Genomic DNA, 16,550 nt, shown 5'->3' with positions numbered 1-16,550 from the left:
TGCCCATGATCATCGCTGAACGCCCGTCGCGCCTGCGCGCCTTCACAAGGGCATTTTTCAATTCTCCCACGGCGGCCATCGCGCTTTGCGTCTTTGTCGCCATGTCGCTTGCCGCCATTTTCGCGCATCTCATCGCGCCGCAAGACCCCTATGATCTGCGCTCTGTCTCGATCCTAGACAACCTGCTGCCTCCCGGAGAGGTCAGCTTTGGCGGTATGACCTATTGGATGGGAACCGACGGGCAAGGCCGCGACATGCTTTCGGCCATGTTGTTCGGTCTTCGGATCTCCTTGATCGTCGGCTTGGCCTCTGGGGTCATTGCCTTGGCCTTTGGCACGTTGATCGGTCTGATCGCGGCCTTTCGCGGCGGCTGGGTCGATGCCTTGCTGATGCGGATCGTCGATCTGCAGCTCAGCCTGCCCACCATTCTGGTGGCGCTCATCCTGCTGGTGATCTTGGGCCGCGGCATCGACAAGATCATCATCGCGCTTGTCGTGGTGCAATGGGCCTATTTCGCCCGCACCGTGCGCGGCGTGGCGCTTGTGGAAAATGCGCGCGACTATGTCGACGCGGCGCGCGGCTTGCGCCTGCCGCCTCTGCGCATCCTCTTTTTCCACATCTTGCCCAACTGCCTGCCAACCCTGCTGGTCGTGGCAACCATCCAGATGGCACAGGCCATCTCTCTTGAAGCGACGCTGAGCTTCCTGGGATTGGGCCTGCCACCGACACGCCCTTCTCTTGGACTGCTGATCGCCAATGGCTTCGACTATTTGCAATCGGGCCGCTGGTGGATTTCGGTGCTGCCCGGCGTGGTGCTGTTGGTGTTGGTCGTGTCGATCAACGTCGTGGGCGATCGCTTGCGGGAAGTCCTCAACCCCCATCTGAGAGGCTGATCCATGGCCCCCGTTCTCTCTGTGCGTGGCCTAACCACGGTCTTTGGAAGTGGCACACAGGAATTGCGCGCCTTGGATGGCGTGGATCTGACCGTTCACGCGGGTGAAATCGTGGCACTTGTCGGCGAGAGTGGCTCTGGGAAATCCTTAACCGGTTTTTCCATCAATGGCCTTTTGCCCGGTGTGGCCCGCGTGACAGGTGGCAGCATTCGCCTTGGTGAGGTTGATCTGCGCACGCTGTCTGCGCGTGAGATGCGTCAGGTGCGCGGCAGTCGCGTCGGGATGATCTTTCAGGACCCGATGATGACGCTGAACCCCGTGCTTCGGGTCGAAACGCAGATGCGCGATGCCTTACGGGCGCACAGCACCCTGTCCCGCCAAGAGGTGCGCACCCGGCTGATCGCCGCGCTTGCCGAAGTCGGGATCGCTGCGCCTGAACAGCGGCTGCGGGCGTGGCCCCATGAGCTTTCAGGGGGCATGCGACAGCGGGTGGCGATTGCAACCGCCTTGCTGCACAGCCCTGAACTTATCATTGCGGATGAGCCCACAACCGCGCTGGACGTGACGATTCAGGGGCAGATCCTTGCCTTGGCGCAGCGGCTGTGCCGCGAGCGGGGGACGGCGCTGGTCTGGATCACCCATGATCTTGCCGTGGTGGCGGGCATCGCAGACCGCGTGTCGGTGATGTATGCCGGGCGGGTGGTTGAAGAAGGCCCCGTCGATGCGGTGCTGGACACGCCCGCCCATCCGTATACGCGCGGTCTGATCGACAGTGTGGCAGCCAGCCAGCCCAAGGGCGCGCGCCTGCCGATGATTCCCGGACGTATGCCCTTGCTGTCTGATCTGCCGCAAGGCTGTGCCTTCGCCGCCCGCTGCCCACGCCGCAGCCCGCTTTGCGAAACGACGCGCCCCGAACCGCACCCGACAGGCGCAGGCCAGACCGTGCGCTGCCACCATCCCTTGACCGAACCAGCCGGAGCTGTGGCATGACGGCCGAACTTCCCATTCTTGAAGCGCGCGGGCTGACTAAGACCTTCCGCCAGAACGACAGCCTTCTGTCCCGCGCCATCGGTCGGTTGGGCCTTGGCCCCGGCCCTCAGGTGGTGCGCGCGGTCGATGGCGTCGACTTCACCTTGCATCGGGGGGATGTGTTGGGCGTGGTTGGCGAGTCCGGATGTGGCAAGTCCACGCTTGGCCGCATGGCCGCAGGCCTGACCCGGCCTTCGTCGGGTCAAGTCTTGCAGGAAGGCAAGACGCGCGATGTGACCGAAGGTCTGGATCGCCAGATGATCTTTCAGGACCCGTTCTCCTCGCTGAACCCCCGCAAACGGGTGACAGAACTGATCGGCGAAGCACCGCGCGTGCACCGCATCGTCGGCCCCGCCGAACTGGAAAGCTACGTCCGCGTCTTGATGGAACGCTGCGGCATCGACCCCGCCTTTCACGACCGCTTTGCGCATCAGTTTTCGGGCGGACAGCGGCAGCGCATCGGCATTGCACGGGCGCTGGCTGTCAAACCAGAGGTGCTGATCTGTGACGAGGCGGTGTCGGCACTCGATGTTTCGGTGCAGGCGCAGATCGTCAACCTGTTCATGGATCTGCGGGAAGAGTTGGGTCTGACCTACATTTTCATCAGTCATGACTTGGGCATCGTTCGCCACTTGGCCGACAAGGTGCTGGTGATGTATTTGGGCCGCGTGGTCGAGGAAGGCGGAGCCGAAGATGTGTTTGACGCGCCTCAGCACCCCTACACGCGCGCCTTGGTCGAAGCCGTGCCGCGACTGGATCGCCGCCGCACGACCTTTCACCCGGTTGCAGGGGAAATCCCGTCGCCGCTGAATCCACCCTCGGGCTGCCACTTTCACCCGCGCTGCCCCATGGCGACCGATCGCTGCCGGGTTGAAAGCCCGATCCTGCGCGAGATTGCGCCGGGGCGGCGCGCCGCCTGCCACCTCATCTGAATCCGAACCACCAAAGGGAGAGACCTGATGGCTACCTACCAAGACCGCATGACCCGTTTCCGGGGCCTTTTGCCCGGCAAGGCGGACCTTGTGTTCATCCCCCTCGGCACCGATCTGGACTATCTGACCGGCATTCACCGCGATATCCCAAACTATGGCCGCAACCTGCACCCCGGCATGTGGCTGGAAGGTGCATGGATCGCCCCCGACCGTGACCCGATCCTGACCATCCCCCGCATGACCGCCGAATTCGGCGCGAAAGACGGATTCGACGGCTTGGATGTGCGTGTTCTGGGCGATTGGGACGATCCGGTGCAGATGGTGCAGGGCATCCTGAAGGAATTGGGCATCCGTGAGGGGGCAACGATTGCAACCTCGGACGATGCCGAAGCCGAAAGCCTGATGGAATTGCAAAAGCTGGTGCCGGGGGCGCGCTTTGCCTCGGCCACCCACATTCTGCGTGCCCTGCGCGTGATCAAGGACGCGGACGAGATCGCCACGATGCGCGAGGCCGGGCGTATCACCGAGGCCGCCTTTGCCGATGTCGTCAGCAAGCTGAAGATCGGGATGACAGAACTGGATATCGTCGCCGAGGTTGATTTTCAGATGAAGCGTCACGGCTCGCTGGGGCCGTCGTTCACGACATCGCTTTACAACACCGGCCCCAACCATCCGATGCGCTTTGGCCGCAGGCTGGAGACATGGCCGCGTGTCCTGACGGCGCCAGTCTCGGTGCTGTTCGACTTTGGCGCGGTGCTGGACGGCATGTGCTATGACTTTGGCCGCACGGTGAGCTTTGGCGCGCCCAATGACGAACAGGTCAAGGTGCATCGGCTGATCATGGACAGCCAGCGGGCGGGGATCGCCGCCCTGAAGGCTGGGGCGATCACCTGTCAGGAAGTCGACAAGATTGCCCGGGATGTGATTGCAGATGCCGGCTATGGCGACAAGTTCCGGCACCGTCTGGGTCATGGCATCGGCTGGGATGTGCATGAACCTCCGTTCCTGACCAATGGCGACGAAACCCCGGTCGAGGAGGGCATGATCTTCACCATCGAACCGTCGATCTTTCAGGACGGCAACTTTTCGGCCCGGGTCGAGGATTGCGTTGTGGCCCGCCCCGGCGGCGGCGAGGCACTCACGACCGGATGGCAGGATCTGGTGGTTGTCGAGTAAGAAAAAGGGGGGCCAACCGGCCCCCCTTTTTTTGGTCTGCGCCCCGAGGGTGACTAGGGCATGTAACCCGCCAACCGAGGCAAGATCAGGGTGAAGAACGGCACGAACGAGATCACAAGCAAGACCGCCGTCATCACCAGCCATGGCTGCCAGACATGCTTGACCACCGCGAGAAAGGGCCGCCGCGCGATCGTGGCGGCCACGAAAACCGCGCCCCCCAATGGCGGCGTGATCATCCCCACAGCGCAGTTGAAGACCATCACCACGCTGAAATGCACCGGATCAATTCCGTAAGACACGGCGATGGGCAACAGGATCGGACTCAGCAGCAGAATGATGGCAAGGCTCTCCATCACCATGCCCAAGATCATGAGCAACAGGTTCACGATCAGCAGGAACATCCAGAAATTGGTGATGTTGTCGGCAAACCAGATTTTGACCATCTCTGGAAAACCCGCGACGGCGATCAGCCAGTTGAAGGTGGTGGCCGCCGCAACCAGAATGAGGATGCCTGAAGTGAAGGCGCTGGCCTGCACCATGGCGTTTAGGAAACGTGACCACGTCAACTCGCGGTAGACGACCGCCCCCACAATCAGCGCATAAACGACGGCCGCCCCCGCCGCCTCGGTCGGGGTGAAGATCCCGCCTATGATACCGCCCATGATGACCACTGCCATGCCAAAGGCAGGGACCGCCGCCACAAAGGTGGTCCACAGACGCTTGGCGTCAAAAGGCTCGGCAGCCCGATATTGCGGCCCGCCCCGTACGGCATGGCGGTGTGCGATGTAGAAAAAGCCGGGCAGGATCAGAAGGCCCGGCAAGATCCCGGCAAGGAACAGCGCACCGATCGACAGATTGTTCACCACGCCGATCAGCACCAGCATGAGACTGGGCGGAATGATTTGCGCCAGGGTGCCCGAAGCGGCAATCAGCGCAGCAGCGAAGTCTACATTATAGCGCCGCCGCCGCAGCTCTGGTTGCAGAACCGCCGAAACCGCCGCCGTGTCGGCACTGCCCGACCCGGACATCGCCGCCAAGGCCGTCGCCGCCACGATTGCCACCATGAGCAAGCTGCCTGTCACCCAGCCAATCAGGGCCATGGCAAAATCAACGATCCGCCGCGACAGCCCGCCAGCGTCCATCAGCATCCCGGCGAGAATGAAGAAGGGAATGGCCATCAGGGTAAAATTGTTCAGGCCCGCGTAAAAGCGATGCGCCAACAGCACCAGCGGCAGGTCTGCGTAGATGACCGACACCAGCGCTGTCAGACCCAGCACGAAGAAAATCGGCACCCCGCCTGCCAGCAGCAAAAGCGCCATCCCACCCAGCGGCATCATTGCGATGTCTCCGTCTCAAACACAGGCGCGAAGGGATCTGACCACCGCTCGAAGACCCGCAAAACCACTTCCAGCGCCATGAAACCCATACCAACAGGAACGGCCAAGAAAACGGTCCACATGGGAAGCAGCAACGTGGGCGAGGTCTGTGAGGCGCCTTGCCGCGTCAAGAGGAGGCCGCCATAGATCAGCACCGCAAGAAACACCAAGGAGCCGGCGGCGATCAAGACAGAGGCCACCCGCGCCGCCCACAGCGGCAAAGCCGCAGGCAGCGCATCAACCGCAAACACCGCGCCGTGGCGGAGCGCCAGCCCGGCGCCAAGACAGGCCAGCCAAACCTGCGCAAAGGCCGCGCTTTCAACGGCATTGCCAAGCTTTATCGGCAAAACATAGCGCCCGATCACCTGAACGCTCACGGCCAGCACCATGAAACAAAAGCAGAGGACGGCGCATCCGGTGGTCAGGGCCCGCACAAAGGCGATCAGGCGCTTGACAGGCATCTCCCCTACTCGGTGATCAGCGCCATGAGACGCTTCTGCTCATCGGTCGTCAGGAATTCGGCATAAATCGCTTCTGCGGCGGCACGGAAAGGTGCCGGATCAGGTGTCGTGACCGTGACACCATTTGCGGTCAGGTCCGCCAGCAACTTGTCGTCGCTCGTCCGCCAATCGGCCTGTTGGGTCTGCCCGACCTTGCGCCCGGCCTCCAGCAATGCCTGCTGCGTTTCGGCATCAAAAGATTGAAACTTCGCCTCGGAAATCACAATCGGGTTGGTGTAGAACAGCCAGCTGACTTGCGCCCAGAACGGCGCGACTTCGTAGAATTTCGCCGTAAAGTAATTGGTGTTGGCCGCATCGGCTCCGTCCACGACACCGCTTTGCAAGGCGCTGTACACCTCCGGATAGGCGATGGCGGTGGCATTGGCGCCAAAGGCGTTGAAGGTGGCCACATGCACCGGGTTCTGAACGGTTCGGATCTTGCGCCCCGCCAGATCCTCCATGCTGTTCACCGCGGAAGAGGTCATGATGTGGCGCGGGCCTGAGGTCATGAAGCCCAGCAAGCGCAGTCCCTTGGGCGCGGCGGCAGCGCTCAGCTCGTCATAGATCTGGCCATTCAGCACCGTTTGGTAATGGTCCCAGTCGCGGAACACGAACGGCATGTTCAGCACGTTCATTTCGGGCACCCAATTCGCCAGAACGGCGGCAGAGGGCGGGGCCATGTCGATCGTGCCCAGAAGGATACCCTCGACCACATCCACCTCGCCACCAAGTTGCGAGTTGGGCGAGATGGCAATCTTGACCTCTCCATCCGTCGCCGCCGCCACCATTTCAGCCAGTTCCGAGGCCGCGCGGTGGTTCGGATCATCCTCGACCGAAAAATGCGCAAAGCGCAGCGTGGTTTCGGCTTGGGCGGGCGCACCGCACAACAGGGCCACGCCAAATGAGGCGACAACGCCCCGCACGAAACCGGATCTGGAAATGGTGAACATATCGGTGACTCCCTGTGATGATGGCCGTGTCTTCATGCCGCGCAAAAGCCTGCGGCATGTGCGCAAATCAGATCGTCGCAGTCGTGTCGGCCGCCCCTTGGGCAGGGCGGCCGAGGGGCGATCAGAGCCCGCCGATGCAGGTGTATTTCAGGTCGAGGAAGTCCTCGATGCCCTGATGCCCACCTTCACGGCCCATGCCAGACTCCTTGATGCCGCCAAAGGGTGCTTCGGGCGTAACGATCAGCACCTCGTTGATCCCCAAAAGGCCATAGCCCAGTTGATCCTGCAGCCGGAACACGCGCCGCATGTCTTGGGTATAGGCATAGGCCGCCAGCCCGTATTCTGTGTCATTGGCCAAGGCGATGGCCTCGTCCTCGGTCTCGAACTTGTAGACCGCCGCCACAGGGCCGAAGATCTCTTCCGAACTGACACGCATCGCGGGCGTCGCGTCCTTGATCACCGTTGGCTGGAAGAACAAGCCGCCGCGCGGGTGGCGCCCGCCCCCGGTGACAAGCTGCCCGCCCTTTTCCAACGCATCGGCGAGCATGCCTTCCATCTTATCGACAGCGGCTTCATCGATCATGGGGCCTTGCTCGGCACCGTCTTCATCTCCAGCGGCCACTTTCAGCGCGGCCACACGTTCGGCAAAGGCGGCCACAAAGCGATCATAGATGCCCGACTGCACATAAAGCCGGTTGGTGCAGATGCAGGTTTGGCCTGCATTGCGGAACTTGGCGATGATCGCGCCTTTGACGGCACTTTCCAGATCGGCATCATCAAACACCATGAAGGGCGCGTTGCCGCCCAACTCCATCGACACCCGTTTGACCGTGCCAGCGGCGGCGCGGATCAGGTCCTTGCCGATGTCGGTCGACCCGGTAAAGGTAATCTTGCGCACCTTGGGATTGGCCATGATCTCGCCGCCGATGGCGCGGGCGCTGCCGGTCAGCACGTTGACCACCCCGGCGGGAAAGCCCGCCTGCTCGGCCAGTTGGCCCCAGACCAGCCCCGACAGCGGGGTGGCACTGGCAGGTTTCACCACCACCGTGCAGCCTGCCGCCAGAGCCGGACCAATCTTGCGCGCCAGCATCGACGACGGGAAGTTCCAAGGCGTGATGGCCGCCACCACGCCAACCGGGTGCTTGGTCGTCATCAGCCGCCGCCCCAACACGGGCGAGGGAATGATCTCGCCATAGATGCGGCGCGCCTCTTCAGCGAACCACAGCACATAAGCGGCACTCGAGGCGACTTCGGCACGCGCCTCGGTCAAAGGCTTGCCTTGTTCGGCGGTCATCATGCGGGCGAGCGGTTCATGATGATCCATGATCGCCTGATGCAGGCGGCGCAGCATCCCCACGCGGTCATTCAGCGAAAGCGCGGCATAGGCGGGAAAGGCCGCCTGTGCCGCATCAATCGCGCGACGGGTTTCTGCGGCCCCGGCGTTTGGCACGCGCGCAATCACAGCCCCCGTGGCCGGGTTGGTGACATCAATCATGGCGCCAGAGTCGGCCCCGACCCAAGCGCCGCCGATCAGGTTCTGCTCGCGCACCAAAGACGAAAAATCAGTCATGTCATGTCCTTTTGTTGCGTCGCGGCGTCAGCCCAGAACCTCGGTCACCGCATCCTTGAGCGTCGAGACCATGCGATCGGCCTCGGCTTCCGTCAGGCACAGCGGCGGCGCGAAGCCCAGAATATTGCCTTCAGGCAAGGGCCGCGCGATCACGCCGCGCGTCAGCATGGCGGCAGTGATCTTGGGCACCACCGTCATCGGAGCGAACCACTCCCGCTTGCCCGGATCGGCCATGAATTCCAGCGCCAGCATCAAGCCCTCGCCCCGGATTTCCGCCACATTCGGATGCGCGCCCAAGGCATCGGTCAAGGCGCCCTTGAAATAGGCCCCCACCTTGCCCGCATTGGCGACCAGACCCATGCTGTCGACCAAATCCAAGGTGGCAACACCGGCCGCCGCGCACACGGGGTGCGCGGAATAGGTGAAGCCATGCGCCAGCATCCCATGCTCTTCGGAACCGGTCAGCAGCACATCCATCACCCGTTTCGAGATGATCGACCCCGACAGCGGCGCATAGGCCGATGTCAGCCCTTTGGCGACCGTGATGAAATCCGGGCGCAGGCCAAAGTGATCCGACCCGAACATCGACCCGGTGCGGCCAAAGCCCGTCACCACCTCATCCGCGATCAGCAGAATGCCGTGGCGGTCCAGCACCTCTTGCACCCGCGCCCAATAGCCGGGCGGCGGCGGGATGATGCCGCCGGTGCCCATCGCAGGCTCGCCCGCAAAAGCGGCGATGGTGTCGGGACCCTCGGCCTCGATCATCTGCTCCAGCTCGGCGATCAGCCAGTCCAGATGCGTGGCCTCGTCCATGTCATCCTGCGGGCGCCGCAGGAAATGCGGCGTGTGGGTGTGCAAGAAGCCGGGCAAGGGCAGGCCCATGCGGGTGTGATAGCCGGGCAAGCCCGTCATCGAGCCCGAGACGATCCCCGATCCATGATAGGCCCGCCAGCGCGAGATGATCTTGCGCCGCTGCGGCTGCCCCCTGAGGATGTGGTAATGCCAGGCCAGCTTGACGTTGGTCTCATTGGCGTCCGACCCGGACAGACCGAAGAACACCCGGCTCATATGGGCGGGGGCGCGGTCCATCACCATCTTGGCCAGCCGGATGGCAGGTTCGTTGCCATGCCCGCCAAAGCTGTGGAAAAACGCCAGCTCATGCGCCTGTTTGGCCATGGCATCGGCAATCTCCGGACGACCATAGCCTGCGTTCACGCAGTAAAGCGCCGCGAAACCATCCAGAAAACGATTGCCGTCCCGGTCCACGATGGTGCAGCCATCGCCTCCGGTCACGATGCGCCCGGCCACCACGCCTTTGGCATGATTGGCGATATGGGTGGTGGGGTGCAGGAAATGCGCCGCATCCCATGCGGCAAGATCATCATTCAGGCGCGGATCAAGGGTCATATCAAACTCTCCTGCCGGGTGTTGGCGATCAGTTCCGGAACGCTCGCCTGATTGGGCAGCGACAACAGGAAAGACACCATGCCGGCCACGGTTTCGGGCGTCAGGCGGTCAGGTTTCGGGGTGGCTCCGGTCACATTGGCCAAGAGATCGGTATCAATGGCGCCGGGGCACAGCGCGGTGGCGCGCACGCCATCGTCCCACGCAGCGGCACGCACCGCCTGCGTCATCGACAGCAGGGCGTGTTTGGTCATGGAATAGCCAACACTGGTGCCGTTGCGATACCGCTTGGCGTCGGTCGAGGCGACATTGACCACCCGGCCTTGCCCCGTCTGGCGCAAATGCGGCAACGCGGCCCGGATCAGGCGGAACGGCGCCTTGACGTTCACGCCCCACATGGCGTCAAGCTCGTCTTCCGAGCCCTTTTCAAAATCCACCATATGCATGATGCCGGCATTGTTCACCAAAGCATCAATGCGGCCAAAGCGTTCGACCGCCGCCGCCACCCAAGCCGGGGCGGCAGCCGGGTCGGTCGCATCAAAGGCCACCGCCTGAACGCGGTCTGGCAGGCCAAAACGCGTCGCCCGCGCCACATCACGCAGACCCAGCGACACGGACCAGCCATCCGCCAGCAGGCGGTCGGTGATGGCGGCCCCAAGTCCGCGGCCACCGCCCGAGATCAGAACCACCCGCGCCATCAGAACAATCCCTGATAGACGCCGCCGTCATTGACGATGTTCTGCCCCGAGATGAACCCAGCCTGCGCCGAGCACAAGAAGGCAATCAGATCGCCGCATTCCGACGGGTCGCCCAAGCGTCCGGCGGGGCAGGTTTCCAGCCGGTTCTTCAGGATCGCCTCATAGGTGGTGTTGCCGCGCTTGGCATGGCCATGCAGGTTCGTGTGCAACGCATCCGTGTCGAACAAACCGGGGCAGACGGTGTTTACGGTCACGTTATGGGGGAGCAATTCGCGCGACATCGCCGCCACCGCCCCCGACAGCGCCAGACGCGCCGCGTGCGAATGCGCAAAGCCCACCTGCGGGAACTTGATGAAGCTGACGCTCATGTTGACGATGCGACCAAAGCGACGCTCGATCATCCCGGGCGTCACCGCCTGAATCATCTCGACCGATGACAGGAAATGCACCTCAAGCCAATGCCGCCAGTCTTCCGATGTGATCTGGGCCGAAGGGGTGGGCACTTGGCGAACGCCCGGGTTGTTGACCAGAATATCAACCTGCCCCGCCGCCGAAAGAATCTCGGCCCGGCCTTCGGCGGTGTTGAAATCCACCGCGACCGGGATCGCCTCGACACCAAACTCCGCGCGGATCGCCGAAGCCGCCTCTTCCAGCGGCCCCGCCGAGCGGGCGTTCATCACCACCGAAACGCCTTCCCGCGCCAAAGACCGCGCCGTTGCCAGCCCCAGCCCTCGCGATGCTGCGGTGACGATCGCCCGCCGCCCCTTCAGTCCCAGTTCCATCATGCCACCTTTGCTTCCGGCGCCAAAAGCGCCTCCATTCCGGCCTTCAAGCCCTGAAGCGGCGCGCCCGAAAGCGCCCGCAGCGGCGGACGCAGTTCACCCCCGCCGGGAAGGCCAAGGAAGTTCATAGCAGCCTTTGTGGCCGGATAAAGCGAGCGGCCTTCCGAGGTGAACAGATGGGTCATCTCGATCCCGATGCGCTGCAACGCCCAAGCCTCGTCAAGGCGCCCTGCCTTGGTGGCGTGCCACAGATCCTGACAGCCCTTGTCCCAGACGTTGGGGAAACAGTCGATCAGCCCATCGGCCCCGGCAAGCGTCGCCGCCACGCCGTACACCGAGGACGGCCCGCAATAGACCCGGATCCGGTCGCGCACTTGCAGCAAGGTCGCATGGAAGTTGCGCCAGTCGCCCGAGGATTCCTTGATCGCCACCACCTTGTCCAGATCGGCCAAACGGCTGGCAATGGCGGGCGTGATCGCATTCCCGGCATTGCCCGGAATGTTATACAGCACGATGGGCAAAACGCTGGCGGCATTGACGGCTTCGAAATGCGCGATGATTTCGGACTCTGTCAGGTGTGCAAAGAAGGGTGGCAGCACCAGCACGCCATCACCGCCCGCTTCCTTGACAGCGTGGATTTGCTCGATGACCTCTTCTTGGCGGATTGCGCCGGTTCCGATGATCGCGGGCCCTTTGCCTTTGCAGGCTTCCGCGGTCACCTTGGCAAGGCGGGCCCGCTCTTTCAAGCTCAACGCCCAGAACTCGCCGGTGCAACCTGCCGCGACCATGCCCGTTGATCCGGCTGCAAACAGCCGGTCGATGTTGGCCACGAAAGACTCTTCGTCAATCGTCAGATCCTTGCGGAAGGGCGTGGTGATCGCGGGCATGGGACCCGCCCAGTCGACAGAATGACGATTCAAGACACAACTCCTTTGGAAGCCACGCGCAGCGGCGCGGCGATATTATCGGTTTCATCTGCACCTGCGGCGCCCGATGGATGGTTCAGCCGCACCCCATGTGGACCTGCGGCAAAAATATGGGCGCATGCGGCATCAAGCCCGACAGGCACGCGCTCGCCGATGCGCAGGCTTGGGGTGCCCGGCACGCGGGCCACCACGCGCACGGCCGCAGAAAGCGCGACGGTAACGATGGTTTCGTGGCCCGTGGCTTCCGTCAGCACGATTTCTCCCTGCAGATCCCCGCGGCCGATGTGCACATCTTCGGGACGGATGCCAAAGGCTGCGGGTCCGGCAGAGGCACCCGCCACCAGTGCTGGCACATCCAGCCGCAAGCCATCACCTTCGAACAGCCAGCGCCCTTGGTCCTGCACCAGCGCGCCGTCGATCAGCGTCATGCCCGGTGTCCCGATGAACCCCGCCACAAAGCGGTTCGCGGGTCGGGCATAAACCTCGGCCGGAGGCGCGAATTGCTGAAGATTGCCGCCTTCCATGATGGCGATGCGGTCGGCCATCGTCATGGCTTCCAGCTGGTCATGCGTCACATACACCATCGTCCGCCCCAGTCGGCGGTGCAGCTCGATCAGTTCCGCCCGCAACTGGCTGCGCAGCTTGGCATCCAGATTCGACAGCGGTTCGTCGAGCAAAAAGACCTTTGGATCACGGATCAGCGCCCGCCCAAGGGCGACACGCTGCTGTTGGCCACCGCTCAACTGCTTGGGCTTGCGATCCAGAAGCGCGGTCAGATGCAGCATCTCGGCGGTTTTCGCCACCATCGGCCCGCGATCTGCCTTGGGCACGCCGCGCTTTTTCAGCGGATAGGCCATGTTTTCGGCAACCGTCATATGCGGGTAAAGCGCATATGACTGGAACACCATGGCGATATCACGCTCCCCCGGCGCCAGGTCATTCACCCGCCGGTCGCCGATGATGATGTCGCCGGTGGTGGGAAATTCCAGTCCGGCCAGCATGCGCAAGGTGGTTGTCTTGCCGCAGCCCGAAGGCCCCAGCAATGCGACGAATTCACCGGACTTGATAGAAAGATCCAGCCCATGCAGGGCCGTAAAAGCGCCGAAAGATTTGGTGACGGCGCGGAAATCGACATTGGCCATGGATCAGCCTTTCACGGCTCCCGCGCCGAAGCCGCGGGTCAGATAGCTTTGAAGGAAGGCGAAAACGATGATCAGAGGCACACTCATCATCACCGATGCCGCCATCAGAAGCGACCATTCGATGTTGAAGGACGAGATCAGCATGTTCATCACGCCGGTGGTCAGCGGGCGCGCTTCGTCCGAATTCACAAGGACAAGCGCATAAAGGTATTCGTTCCAGCTCAAGATGAAGGTGAACAAGGCGGTCGAAATGATGCCGGGCAAAAGCTGCGGCAGGATCACATCGACAAAGGCCCCCATCCGGCTGGCCCCATCAACCATGGCGGCATATTCCAGATCATCCGGAACGCCCGCCATGAAAGACCGCATCAGCCACAGCGCGTAAGGAAGCGCAAAAGTGGTGTAAGCGATCACCAGCGAAAACAGGGTGTTCGACAGGCCCATGCTGACCAGCATCAGATAAAGCGGGATGATCAACACGACCGAAGGCAGAAGATAGGTAAACAGCACCATGAAGGCGAGGCTTTCGCGCCCACGATAGCGGAACCGCACCAGACTATAGGCGCCCAAGGTTGCCACCGTCACAACCAGCAGTGTGGTCACCGTCGATAGCATCACCGAGTTGCGGAAATAGACCAGAAAATTGGTCTGGCTCAGCAGGTGCCAGTAATGTTCAAAGGTCCAGCTTTCGGGCAGCATGGTCGGCGGGCGGCGGAACAGCTCCGACTGCGGTTTGACCGAGGTCACCAGCATCCAGAACAGCGGAAAGGCGACCGCAAGAATGGTTGTCCAGGCAAAGACGTTCAGCACAACCGGGCCAAGGAATTTGCGCATCATGCCGTCTCCTTCTCGCGGGTGCGGCGGATGTAGACGATCATGAACACCAGCAGGATGGCCATCATCGACACCGCCCAAGCCGCCGCCATGCCCATCTGGTTGAGCGCAAAGGCCTGACGATAGACCACGATCGGAAGCGTCTCGGTCGACGAGGACGGGCCGCCCCCGGTCAGCAACCAGATCAGGTCGAATTCTTTGAAATCCCAGATCGCCCGCAACATGATGATGACCACCAGCACATCGCGCAGTTGCGGCAACGTCACGTCGAAGAAGCGGGCGATCGGCCCTGCCCCATCAATCCGCGCCGCTTCATAAAGGGGTTCGGGAATGGTCTGCAGCCGTGCCAGCACAGCGATCACGACGAAAGGAAAATACTTCCACGCGCCCACCAGAATGACCGAGATCATCGCATTGGGCATGCTGCCCAGATAATCAATCGGCATGTCGATGATGCCGCCGCGCATCAGCAGATGGTTCAGAATACCGTAAAGATCATTGAACACCCATTTCCACACCAGCACCGCCACAACGGTCGAAATGAAATAGGGGAACAGGATCAGCGACCGCGCCAAGGACCGGAACCAGATGTTCTGGTGCAGCACCAAGGCCATGCCGATGCCAAGCACGATTTGCAGGGTCAGAGTGCCCGCCGTCCAGATCAACGTGTTCCAGAGCGCTTTCCAGAACACACCGCTGGCCAGAAGCTCGCGGTAATTCGAAAGCCCGACCCAACTGCTTTCCAGCGTCGGCGTAAACACCCGGAACAGGGACAGATAGATTGCGGACACCAGCGGATAGATGATGACAGCGCAAAAGATCAGAACCGTCGGCGCAATCAGCAGCAGGCCAAGACGCGCGTATCGGCGCTCCAGCGGAGATTGGATGGGGGCAGGCATCGGGAAATTCCTTCAAGACGCAGGCTGCCTGACCAGATCAGGCAGCCTGCAGGTGCCTCAGGCCTTCATGATTGCGTCGATGGCCTTGGCACAATCGCCAAGGGCTGCATTCACATCATCGCCGTTCAGAACCACGCGCTGGACCAGATCGGCAATCGCATTGGAGGCAATCACCTCGCCTGCCCGGTCATTCGACGCATGCGCACTGGATTCATAGCCCAGATTGAATCCACCCGCTGCGGCACCCGACATCAGATCCACCTCCGCAGGGTATTTCTTGATGATGTCATTGTCCTGATAGGCGGGGTTTTCGTTGATCGACTTCAACACCGGCAGAACGTGACCCGGTGCCGCGTGCAGTTGCTTGATGTAACCTTCCGGATCGAACAGGAAGGCGGCAAAGGCCTTGGCCGCGTCCTTGTTCTTGGACTGCGCCGGGATGAAGACGCTGGGGAAGTCGTTGAAGGTCCACGGCGCGACATCGGCCGAAATGGTCGGATAAGTCGTGCAGGTGACATGGTCGGCAATGCCGGGATTCTGCGCCACAACATTCGCCAGCACGCGGCCCGCATAGATGCCGGTGGCCGTGGCACCCGACACAAACGCCGTCAGACTTTCCCCCCAGCTGTAATTGGTGGCACCGGGCGGGCAAAGCTCGCGCATGGACTTGTAGAACTCCAAGGCCGCGCGGGTTTGCTCGCTGTCGATGGCAACCTGAAGATCAGGCGTGAACACCTGCCCACCCGCGCCATGAATAAAGCCGATGAAGATCAGCGATGTCATGGAATTCTGGCCATAGGGCAGCGGCGCGCCGAAAATCCCGTCCTTCTGCATGGCCTGACAGGCCGCGCGCAGCTCATCCCACGTCTTTGGTGCCGCAGCAACGCCCGCAGCCTCCATCAGGTCGCGGCGCAGCCACAGCATGTTGGCGGCCGTGTTGCCGATGCCCGTGCCGCAGTATTTGCCATCCGCCGTTTTAAAGACGTCATTCGCACCGGGATAATAGTCATCGGCACCAATGGCGTTGATCACATCGTCAAACGGCTCGATCAGGCCGTTGGAATAATAGGTCTGCACCGAGAAGGACGGCAGGTGCGTCACCAGATCGGGCACCTCCCCACTCGCGAAAGCGGCGGCGAGCTGCGGCGCATAGCCTTCGTCCGAAGTGGTTTCGAACACCACCTTGATCCCGGGGTTCAAGGCTTCGAAGGCGGCAATCTGGAACTTGTAGGCTTCGGCTTGGGCGGGAGCGCCCTGAGGGGACCACCAGCGCAGCGTGACATCTTGCGCATGGGCGCGGCGCGGCAGCGCCGACAGGGCGGTGCCCGCGGCAAGCCCGGCCAGCATGGATCTTCTCGTCAGTCCGTTCGGAAAAGTGAGGCTATTCTTCATTTTTTCGATCTCCCTGCGGTGCTATTGTTCACATAACGCACTCTTGT

16 protein-coding genes are annotated in these 16,550 nt (G+C 62.2%); 4 read left to right on the top strand and 12 right to left on the bottom strand.

Annotation, left to right across the window (positions count from 1 at the left end; all coding sequences use genetic code 11):
• Window positions 1-5: 5 nt before the first annotated feature.
• Genes CUR21_RS14020 through CUR21_RS14005 form a run of 4 tightly spaced genes read left to right on the top strand, consistent with a single transcriptional unit; the run spans window position 6 to window position 4,030 of the window.
• Window positions 6-893 (top strand): ABC transporter permease, encoded by an 888-nt coding sequence (locus CUR21_RS14020; RefSeq protein ID WP_100197682.1) that lies wholly within the window; start codon window positions 6-8, stop codon window positions 891-893.
• 3 nt (window positions 894-896) lie between these two features.
• The gene (locus tag CUR21_RS14015; RefSeq protein ID WP_100197681.1) at window positions 897-1,883 is read left to right on the top strand and encodes an ABC transporter ATP-binding protein; all 987 of its coding nucleotides are present in this window, start codon (window positions 897-899) and stop codon (window positions 1,881-1,883) included.
• On the top strand, window positions 1,880-2,854 hold the full coding sequence (locus CUR21_RS14010; RefSeq protein ID WP_100197680.1) for an ABC transporter ATP-binding protein: 975 nt from the start codon (window positions 1,880-1,882) through the stop codon (window positions 2,852-2,854). Before CUR21_RS14015 ends, CUR21_RS14010 begins: the two co-directional genes overlap by 4 nt.
• Window positions 2,855-2,881: 27 nt before the next feature.
• A complete protein-coding gene (locus CUR21_RS14005; RefSeq protein ID WP_100197679.1) occupies window positions 2,882-4,030 on the top strand; it encodes a Xaa-Pro peptidase family protein in 1,149 nt (382 codons plus the stop codon).
• Between the two features lie 53 nt (window positions 4,031-4,083).
• Here the strand turns inward: CUR21_RS14005 and CUR21_RS14000 are convergent, their stop codons facing one another.
• From CUR21_RS14000 to CUR21_RS13945, 12 genes are all read right to left on the bottom strand, one after another.
• The gene (locus CUR21_RS14000; protein ID WP_100197678.1) at window positions 4,084-5,367 is read right to left on the bottom strand and encodes a TRAP transporter large permease; all 1,284 of its coding nucleotides are present in this window, start codon (window positions 5,365-5,367) and stop codon (window positions 4,084-4,086) included.
• The gene (locus CUR21_RS13995; protein ID WP_100197677.1) at window positions 5,364-5,867 is read right to left on the bottom strand and encodes a TRAP transporter small permease; all 504 of its coding nucleotides are present in this window, start codon (window positions 5,865-5,867) and stop codon (window positions 5,364-5,366) included. Before CUR21_RS13995 ends, CUR21_RS14000 begins: the two co-directional genes overlap by 4 nt.
• A 5-nt stretch (window positions 5,868-5,872) precedes the next feature.
• Complete coding sequence (locus tag CUR21_RS13990; RefSeq protein ID WP_157792030.1) at window positions 5,873-6,856, bottom strand: TRAP transporter substrate-binding protein; 984 nt, start codon at window positions 6,854-6,856, stop codon at window positions 5,873-5,875.
• 121 nt (window positions 6,857-6,977) lie between these two features.
• A complete protein-coding gene (locus CUR21_RS13985; protein WP_100197675.1) occupies window positions 6,978-8,426 on the bottom strand; it encodes an NAD-dependent succinate-semialdehyde dehydrogenase in 1,449 nt (482 codons plus the stop codon).
• Window positions 8,427-8,453: 27 nt separating this feature from the next.
• The gene (locus CUR21_RS13980) at window positions 8,454-9,833 is read right to left on the bottom strand and encodes an aminotransferase class III-fold pyridoxal phosphate-dependent enzyme (RefSeq protein ID WP_100197674.1); all 1,380 of its coding nucleotides are present in this window, start codon (window positions 9,831-9,833) and stop codon (window positions 8,454-8,456) included.
• Window positions 9,830-10,528 carry an SDR family NAD(P)-dependent oxidoreductase gene (locus tag CUR21_RS13975; protein ID WP_100197673.1) on the bottom strand — a complete coding sequence of 233 codons (699 nt, stop codon included), beginning with the start codon at window positions 10,526-10,528 and terminating at the stop codon, window positions 9,830-9,832. The genes CUR21_RS13980 and CUR21_RS13975 overlap by 4 nt, the downstream gene beginning before the upstream one ends.
• Window positions 10,528-11,313, bottom strand: coding sequence for an SDR family oxidoreductase (locus tag CUR21_RS13970; RefSeq protein WP_100197672.1), 786 nt, complete (start codon window positions 11,311-11,313; stop codon window positions 10,528-10,530). The genes CUR21_RS13975 and CUR21_RS13970 overlap by 1 nt, the downstream gene beginning before the upstream one ends.
• Window positions 11,310-12,230 (bottom strand): dihydrodipicolinate synthase family protein, encoded by a 921-nt coding sequence (locus tag CUR21_RS13965; RefSeq protein ID WP_157792029.1) that lies wholly within the window; start codon window positions 12,228-12,230, stop codon window positions 11,310-11,312. Before CUR21_RS13965 ends, CUR21_RS13970 begins: the two co-directional genes overlap by 4 nt.
• On the bottom strand, window positions 12,227-13,378 hold the full coding sequence (locus CUR21_RS19045) for an ABC transporter ATP-binding protein (protein ID WP_100197670.1): 1,152 nt from the start codon (window positions 13,376-13,378) through the stop codon (window positions 12,227-12,229). The genes CUR21_RS13965 and CUR21_RS19045 overlap by 4 nt, the downstream gene beginning before the upstream one ends.
• A gap of 3 nt (window positions 13,379-13,381) precedes the next feature.
• Window positions 13,382-14,215, bottom strand: a complete 834-nt coding sequence (locus CUR21_RS13955; RefSeq protein WP_100197669.1) for a carbohydrate ABC transporter permease — start codon at window positions 14,213-14,215, stop codon at window positions 13,382-13,384.
• On the bottom strand, window positions 14,212-15,111 hold the full coding sequence (locus tag CUR21_RS13950) for a carbohydrate ABC transporter permease (protein WP_100197668.1): 900 nt from the start codon (window positions 15,109-15,111) through the stop codon (window positions 14,212-14,214). Before CUR21_RS13950 ends, CUR21_RS13955 begins: the two co-directional genes overlap by 4 nt.
• 57 nt (window positions 15,112-15,168) lie before the next feature.
• Complete coding sequence (locus CUR21_RS13945; protein ID WP_157792028.1) at window positions 15,169-16,458, bottom strand: ABC transporter substrate-binding protein; 1,290 nt, start codon at window positions 16,456-16,458, stop codon at window positions 15,169-15,171.
• Between the last annotated feature and the right edge of the window lie 92 nt (window positions 16,459-16,550).

This window comes from Pseudorhodobacter sp. MZDSW-24AT, from assembly GCF_002794355.1.
GTDB lineage: Bacteria > Pseudomonadota > Alphaproteobacteria > Rhodobacterales > Rhodobacteraceae > Pseudotabrizicola.
This window is presented reverse-complemented; position numbering and strand designations above follow the sequence as displayed.

Bases quoted from the DNA above. Each gene is read 5' to 3' on its own strand.
- CUR21_RS13975 (WP_100197673.1), bottom strand. From the start codon at position 10,528: ATGGCGCGGGTGGTTCTGATCTCGGGCGGTGGCCGCGGACTTGGGGCC.
- CUR21_RS13990 (WP_157792030.1), bottom strand. From the start codon at position 6,856: ATGTTCACCATTTCCAGATCCGGTTTCGTGCGGGGCGTTGTCGCCTCA.
- CUR21_RS14010 (WP_100197680.1), top strand. From the start codon at position 1,880: ATGACGGCCGAACTTCCCATTCTTGAAGCGCGCGGGCTGACTAAGACC.
- CUR21_RS13995 (WP_100197677.1), bottom strand. From the start codon at position 5,867: ATGCCTGTCAAGCGCCTGATCGCCTTTGTGCGGGCCCTGACCACCGGA.
- CUR21_RS13970 (WP_100197672.1), bottom strand. From the start codon at position 11,313: ATGATGGAACTGGGACTGAAGGGGCGGCGGGCGATCGTCACCGCAGCA.
- CUR21_RS14015 (WP_100197681.1), top strand. From the start codon at position 897: ATGGCCCCCGTTCTCTCTGTGCGTGGCCTAACCACGGTCTTTGGAAGT.
- CUR21_RS13980 (WP_100197674.1), bottom strand. From the start codon at position 9,833: ATGACCCTTGATCCGCGCCTGAATGATGATCTTGCCGCATGGGATGCG.
- CUR21_RS14000 (WP_100197678.1), bottom strand. From the start codon at position 5,367: ATGATGCCGCTGGGTGGGATGGCGCTTTTGCTGCTGGCAGGCGGGGTG.
- CUR21_RS14005 (WP_100197679.1), top strand. From the start codon at position 2,882: ATGGCTACCTACCAAGACCGCATGACCCGTTTCCGGGGCCTTTTGCCC.
- CUR21_RS14020 (WP_100197682.1), top strand. From the start codon at position 6: ATGATCATCGCTGAACGCCCGTCGCGCCTGCGCGCCTTCACAAGGGCA.
- CUR21_RS13985 (WP_100197675.1), bottom strand. From the start codon at position 8,426: ATGACTGATTTTTCGTCTTTGGTGCGCGAGCAGAACCTGATCGGCGGC.
- CUR21_RS13950 (WP_100197668.1), bottom strand. From the start codon at position 15,111: ATGCCTGCCCCCATCCAATCTCCGCTGGAGCGCCGATACGCGCGTCTT.
- CUR21_RS13955 (WP_100197669.1), bottom strand. From the start codon at position 14,215: ATGATGCGCAAATTCCTTGGCCCGGTTGTGCTGAACGTCTTTGCCTGG.
- CUR21_RS19045 (WP_100197670.1), bottom strand. From the start codon at position 13,378: ATGGCCAATGTCGATTTCCGCGCCGTCACCAAATCTTTCGGCGCTTTT.
- CUR21_RS13945 (WP_157792028.1), bottom strand. From the start codon at position 16,458: ATGCTGGCCGGGCTTGCCGCGGGCACCGCCCTGTCGGCGCTGCCGCGC.